Here is a 5,704-nt window from a genome sequence, read left to right as displayed (position 1 = left end):
TGCCCGGCGGATAACTGCAGTCATTCCTTACTTTGGCTATGCGCGGCAGGACCGGAAGCCAGGGCCACGAACGCCTATTTCGGCAAAGCTGGTCGCGAATATGATTGTTCGGGCTGGCGCTGACCGCGTACTCACCCTCGACTTACATGCGGGGCAGATTCAAGGTTTCTTTGACATCCCGACCGACAACCTATTCGCCGCACCGGTTATGGTCAGCGACATCACGGAAGTCATGGCTGAGGACAATGTAATGGTGGTTTCACCTGATGTCGGCGGCGTGGTGCGTGCCAGAGGGCTTGCCAAGCGCATCGACGCGCCCTTGGCCATCGTCGACAAACGCCGTGAGAGGCCCGGCGAGTCCGAGGTCATGAACGTTATCGGCGACGTTTCCGGTCACAGCTGTATCCTGGTCGACGATATCGTCGATTCCGGCGGTACACTGGTCAACGCGGCCGAGGCGCTTCTGAAACAAGGCGCAAAGCAGGTCACCGCTTACATTACGCATGGCGTCCTTTCAGGTGGCGCCATAGCTCGTGTGATGGCGTCGCAATTGAAAGAGCTTGTGATCACAGACTCGATCATGCCGAGCGACGCTGTCGTGAACGCGCACAATATTCGCGTTCTTTCGATCGCCCCACTGCTTGGCGAGGCCATCGCCCGGACGGCAGAAGAGAAATCGGTCTCCAGCCTGTTCTATTGACGGCTGGACTATATTGGCGCGACGTCGCCATGCGATTCAGGGCGTCAAGAACGGCAGCGTGTCCGTGTGGTGGCCAATCATCTTCCAGGCGCCGTCCTCTCTCCGAAAGAGATTTGTTGCCCTAATCAGCACCGCACCTGACACATCGCCTGTATTTAGGTTAGTGCCCTTCTCATAGTTGTGCGTCACCGCTAATTCGCTGCCTTGAAAAATATGTACGCCGTCGGGCTCAACGCGGCCGCCAAGCTTCAAGTCTGCTTGTTTCTCCCAGTCGGCACGGACGCTTTTCCAACCAACCTGGAATCCACCATCTGGTCCCATGTAAGTCACATCGTCCGCATGCGACCAAACCTCGGTCATGGGCTCCACGTTCCCCTCAAACAAGGCATTCAAGGCAGCGTAGAATTGATCTATCGCGGCTCGGATTTGATCGTGCTCTCCCATGGCGACGAATTTTCTTTCTCAGATTTGCACACGTGCGACGTATACTGATGTAAGCTTAGAGCATCCAACGCAGTTGGGGAACGCTGTGTAGAGTCGAGTGTGATCACGCCTTCCCAAGCGGAACACTTGGCGAAGAGATTGGCATGTCACGCCGTCTGCATGGTCTTGTGGTTTGTGGCGAAGACACCATGTGTGACGCAGCCGAACGCCGCAACGAACACACTGGTCGCAAGACTTTTGTTTGAACTTAAGAAGCAACGCATCGAGGAGGAGACCAAAAATGCACGTCAATCTCGAACAGGCCGAACAGGTCATCGAAGCCGCACGCAAGAAGTCCATCGAGCTAGGGACGCAGATGTGCATCGCTGTTGTCGATTCAGGTGCGAACTTGAAGGCCTTTATGCGCATGGACAACGCTTGGGTCGGCTCGATCGACATTGCTATCAAGAAGGCGACAACGGCTTGCTTCTTCGGCATGGAGACAGGAGCCCTGGGGCAGCTCTCACAGCCGGGCAAGCCGCTCTATGGCATCGAGCACTCCAACGACGGGCTCATCACGTTCCCGGGCGGCCTGCCCATTGTCGATGCTGACGGCGAACTCATGGGCGCGATCGGCGTCAGCGGCAGCACGGTCGAAAACGACCATGAAGTCGCCGCCGCAGGCGTCGCCGTTCTCGGCGTCTCCGAGATGCCCGCGCATCCCTGGCGCACCTAGCCGCGCTCAGGTCAAAAGACCCAGGGGCTGGCCAACGAGCTGAAATGGGCAATCTTCAAGGGAGATTGCCAGCCCCGTCGGAGACAACACTTGCCCAGCACCGACGGCATGCCGGGGCGCCACCAGAACTGGTCACGGCGCCCCTTCGGGCCAGAAAATCGGCTCCGATAGGCGATTGTCTTGTTAGGGGTCCTTGGGCTATAAGCCTCTCCAATTCCTTCGCAGCGACCAAATTAAGGGCGCTGCGGCCAATTTTCGGGGCCGGCTTCCGGCCCCTCGCTGTTTCAGACGTTCGGAGGATTTCATGGCTGAGGCGATCGAGCTCAAGGCGTGGTCGCGTGGGCGCACCGGCACCGGTGGCGCGCGCGCCATTCGCCGCGAAGGGCGCATTCCCGGCATCGTGTATGGTGGCAAAGACGCACCGCTCAATATTTCTCTGGAGACGAAGGAAGTCTCCAAGCAGATCAAAACAGGCCATTTCCAGAGCACGGTCTACATGCTCGACATGGATGGCACGAAAATCCGCGCGATCCCGCGGGACGTGCAGGTAGACCCCGTGCGGGACTTCCCCATCCATGTGGATTTCATGCGACTGGCGAAGGACGCTGTGGTCGACGTCGACGTGCCGGTGCATTTCCTCAACGACGGTGCATCGCCTGGCCTAAAGCGTGGCGGTGTTCTCAATATCGTCCGCCACGAGATTGCGCTTCGCTGCCCCGCCGACAGCATCCCCGAGTCAATCGAAATCGACCTCACTGGAACGGAGATCGGCGACTCGATCCATATCTCTGCTGTAAAGCTGCCTGAGGGTACAACCCCCACGATTACCGATCGTGACTTTACCGTTGCAACAATCGCTGGCCGTGGCGCCGAAGAAACGGCGGAAGAGGAAAGCGTCGAGGAGGCAGAGGGCGAAGAGGAAGCCGAGGAGAAGACGGAAGAGTAGTGCTCTTCCTGGCCTGACGGGCCGCTCGGGCCACGAGACGGGACGACACGATGAAGCTCTTTGTCGGTCTCGGCAATCCGGGGGCGCAGTACGCCTTCAATCGTCACAACGTGGGCTTTATGGCTCTCGACGTCATGGCCGCGGCGCATGGCTTCTCTGCTTGGCGCAAGCGCTTTCAAGGCCTGACCAGCGAAGGGCGGCTCGGCGGCGAACAAGTCATGCTTCTTAAGCCGCAGACTTTCATGAATGAGTCTGGCCGCTCGGCAGGCGAGGCCGCGCGCTTCTACAAGATCCCCGTCAACAATGTGGTCGCATTCCACGACGAATTGGATCTGGCGCCCGGGAAGGTTCGTGTGAAGATCGGCGGCGGGGTCGCCGGCCATAACGGTCTCAAGTCGCTCACCGCGCATCTGGGTAACGACTATATGCGCGTGCGGATCGGCATCGGCCATCCAGGCCATCGCGAGCGGGTTGTAGGTCATGTTCTGCGAGACTTCGCGAAGTCGGATATGGATTGGCTCGAGCCCGTGTTGTCTGCAATGTCGGACGCGGCCCCCTTACTCGCCAAAGGCGAGAAGGACAGATTCCAGACCCAAGTCGCACAGGAAACGCGCAACGACGCGCAATCCGAAACCGATTAACCCGCCGAGGCCATCAGCTGGCGACAGGAGCCAAGTTTATCTATGGGATTCAAATGCGGCATCGTTGGACTGCCAAATGTTGGCAAGTCCACCCTCTTCAACGCGCTAACGGAGAGCGCTGCGGCACAGGCGGCGAACTACCCTTTCTGTACCATCGAACCCAATGTGGGCGATGTCCCGGTGCCCGACCCGCGTCTGTCCAAGCTCTCGGAAATTGCGAAGTCCGCACAAACGATCCCGACGCGGCTCACATTCGTCGATATCGCGGGCCTCGTCCGTGGCGCCTCGCAAGGTGAAGGATTGGGGAACCAGTTCCTCGCCCATATTCGCGAAGTCGACGCCATTGCCTACGTTCTGCGCTGTTTCGAGGATTCCGACGTGGTCCATGTGGACGGCAAGGTGGACCCTGTCGCCGACGCCGAGACCATCGAAACAGAACTCATGCTGGCGGATCTCGAAAGCCTTGAGCGTCGCGTACCTGCGTTGGAGAAAAAGATCCGCGGCCAGGACAAGGAAGCTAAGGAGACTCTGGCATTATTGGAACGCGCCCTGTTGACATTGCGCGAGGGCAAGCCGGCGCGCCTCGCCATCGTCGACGAGGAAGACCGAAAGGCTTTCGATACGCTGGGACTGCTTACCTCGAAACCCATTCTCTATGTGTGCAATGTCGACGAAGCCGCCGCTGCATCAGGCAATGCGCTCTCCGACGCTGTCCGGCAGCGCGCCGAGAACGAAGGTGCCGGCGTCGTCATCATCTCTGCAAAGATCGAATCCGAGCTGGTTGAACTCGAGGCGGAAGAACGCCAGTCCTATCTCAGCGACCTCGGTCTTGAGGAGCCGGGTCTCAATCGGTTGATCCGGGAGGGCTATCGACTCTTGGATCTCCTCACGTACTTCACTGCCGGTCCGAAGGAAGCGCGCGCCTGGACCATCGAGCGCGGCACGAGAGCACCGCAAGCGGCGGGCGTGATCCACACCGATTTCGAGAAAGGCTTCATCCGGGCCGAGACGATCGCCTATGACGACTACGTTGAACTCGGCGGCGAGGCTGGCGCACGCGACGCAGGCAAGCTTCGGCTCGAAGGCAAGGACTACGTGGTGAAAGACGGCGACGTCCTACATTTCCGCTTCGCGAATTAGACGCTAACTGCTGTCCGACGTTTCGGCCTAAGTGGCGCGCTTACGCGGGGCAGGCTTCTTGGTCGCAACCGGCGCGCCCTCGGGTGTCGCCGTGTCGGACTCGACATCGGCTGCCTCGCTCACCACGGCGCTTCCTCTCGCTGGAATCGCCCCTGCAGGAATCGCCCCAGCAGGCATCGCGCCCTTGGTGAAAATACCTGCGGGAACACCACCAGGCGGAATACCTTCGGGCGGCGTAACGCCCATGGACACGTACACGTTCACGAGCTTCTCGACACCACCCTCCGCCGGCCGGACCCAGTCTTGGGGCACATAGATGAGCGCCCCGCCGAAGGGCACCGGCGCGAATGGCACCAGCACAGGCACGTAGCTGGTCTCACCAATTGAGACCGGCTCATGGGACGGCATGAGTGCGAGCACGCCGGCGCTCCCCTCCCCGCCAAAGAAGCACCAGACCGGGCTCATGCTTTTCAAACTATCTTCCTCGCCGCTGCGATCCATGATCGCCACGAAGCGCTTGGAGATATCGTACACGTTGGAGACGAGCGGGATGCCCATCATGAACCAATCGAAACTGTTCGAAATCCAATTGCGCAGGCCGGACTCGACGGCGAGGCCTAGGAGAAAAATCAACACGAGGATGATGCCGAGCCCAATAAAATAGGCAACGTGTGAGGAGCCGGAGATGTTCAGCCCAACACTCGTGATCAGATTTCCAAGGAAGCTACCGGGCCCCGCATACGCCGCCACGATGGAACCCAGCCATAGAGTCACCAGGATCGTGACGCCGATGGGTAGCAGCGCCAACGCGCCGGACAGAAAAACGCGGATGATACGGCCCACGGGGCACTCTCCAACATTGACATCGGACGCTAACGCAGGCCGCGAGCCGATGCTTTCGGCAATCAGATTTCGTCAATCGCGTCTCAAACGCGCTAACAAGCTCGACTAACGCAGAGCCGCCGCAACATTGCCGCCGTCGACGGTCTCCACATGGCCCGTCGTTTTGCGCGCCTTGGCCAAAGCGAGGAACGCTTGGGCTACATCTTCAGCCATAACCTCGGCACGGAGCAAGTTACCGGCCATGTAATCTGCTTCCGTCAAACCCCGCGCCTTGG

Annotated in this window: 7 protein-coding genes; 5 read left to right on the top strand and 2 right to left on the bottom strand. The window is 59.5% G+C overall.

Annotated elements, in window-relative coordinates; translation table 11 throughout:
* A partial coding sequence (locus AC33YF_RS12545; protein ID WP_491777547.1) for a ribose-phosphate pyrophosphokinase occupies positions 1 to 700 on the top strand: 700 nt, incomplete at its 5' end.
* Positions 701 to 736: 36 nt separating this feature from the next.
* Here the strand turns inward: AC33YF_RS12545 and AC33YF_RS12540 are convergent.
* Positions 737 to 1,144, bottom strand: coding sequence for a YybH family protein (locus AC33YF_RS12540; RefSeq protein ID WP_491777546.1), 408 nt, complete (start codon positions 1,142 to 1,144; stop codon positions 737 to 739).
* A 280-nt stretch (positions 1,145 to 1,424) separates the two neighbouring features.
* Here AC33YF_RS12540 and AC33YF_RS12535 point away from each other — a divergent pair, with 280 nt between their 5' ends.
* The 4 genes from AC33YF_RS12535 to ychF all read left to right on the top strand — a co-directional run bounded on the left by AC33YF_RS12535 (position 1,425) and on the right by ychF (position 4,586).
* Positions 1,425 to 1,859 carry a GlcG/HbpS family heme-binding protein gene (locus AC33YF_RS12535; RefSeq protein ID WP_491777545.1) on the top strand — a complete coding sequence of 145 codons (435 nt, stop codon included), beginning with the start codon at positions 1,425 to 1,427 and terminating at the stop codon, positions 1,857 to 1,859.
* Between the two features lie 304 nt (positions 1,860 to 2,163).
* Complete coding sequence (locus AC33YF_RS12530) at positions 2,164 to 2,805, top strand: 50S ribosomal protein L25/general stress protein Ctc (protein WP_491777544.1); 642 nt, start codon at positions 2,164 to 2,166, stop codon at positions 2,803 to 2,805.
* Between the two features lie 50 nt (positions 2,806 to 2,855).
* Positions 2,856 to 3,446, top strand: a complete 591-nt coding sequence (gene pth / locus AC33YF_RS12525) for an aminoacyl-tRNA hydrolase (protein WP_491777543.1) — start codon at positions 2,856 to 2,858, stop codon at positions 3,444 to 3,446.
* Positions 3,447 to 3,488: 42 nt separating this feature from the next.
* Entirely contained in the window at positions 3,489 to 4,586 is a 1,098-nt protein-coding gene (ychF, locus tag AC33YF_RS12520) for a redox-regulated ATPase YchF (RefSeq protein WP_491777542.1), read from the top strand.
* 27 nt (positions 4,587 to 4,613) lie between these two features.
* Here the strand turns inward: ychF and AC33YF_RS12515 are convergent, their stop codons facing one another.
* The gene (locus AC33YF_RS12515) at positions 4,614 to 5,429 is read right to left on the bottom strand and encodes a DUF502 domain-containing protein (protein ID WP_491777541.1); all 816 of its coding nucleotides are present in this window, start codon (positions 5,427 to 5,429) and stop codon (positions 4,614 to 4,616) included.
* Positions 5,430 to 5,704 lie beyond the last annotated feature (275 nt).

Source organism: Methyloceanibacter sp. (assembly GCF_058506495.1).
This window is presented reverse-complemented; position numbering and strand designations above follow the sequence as displayed.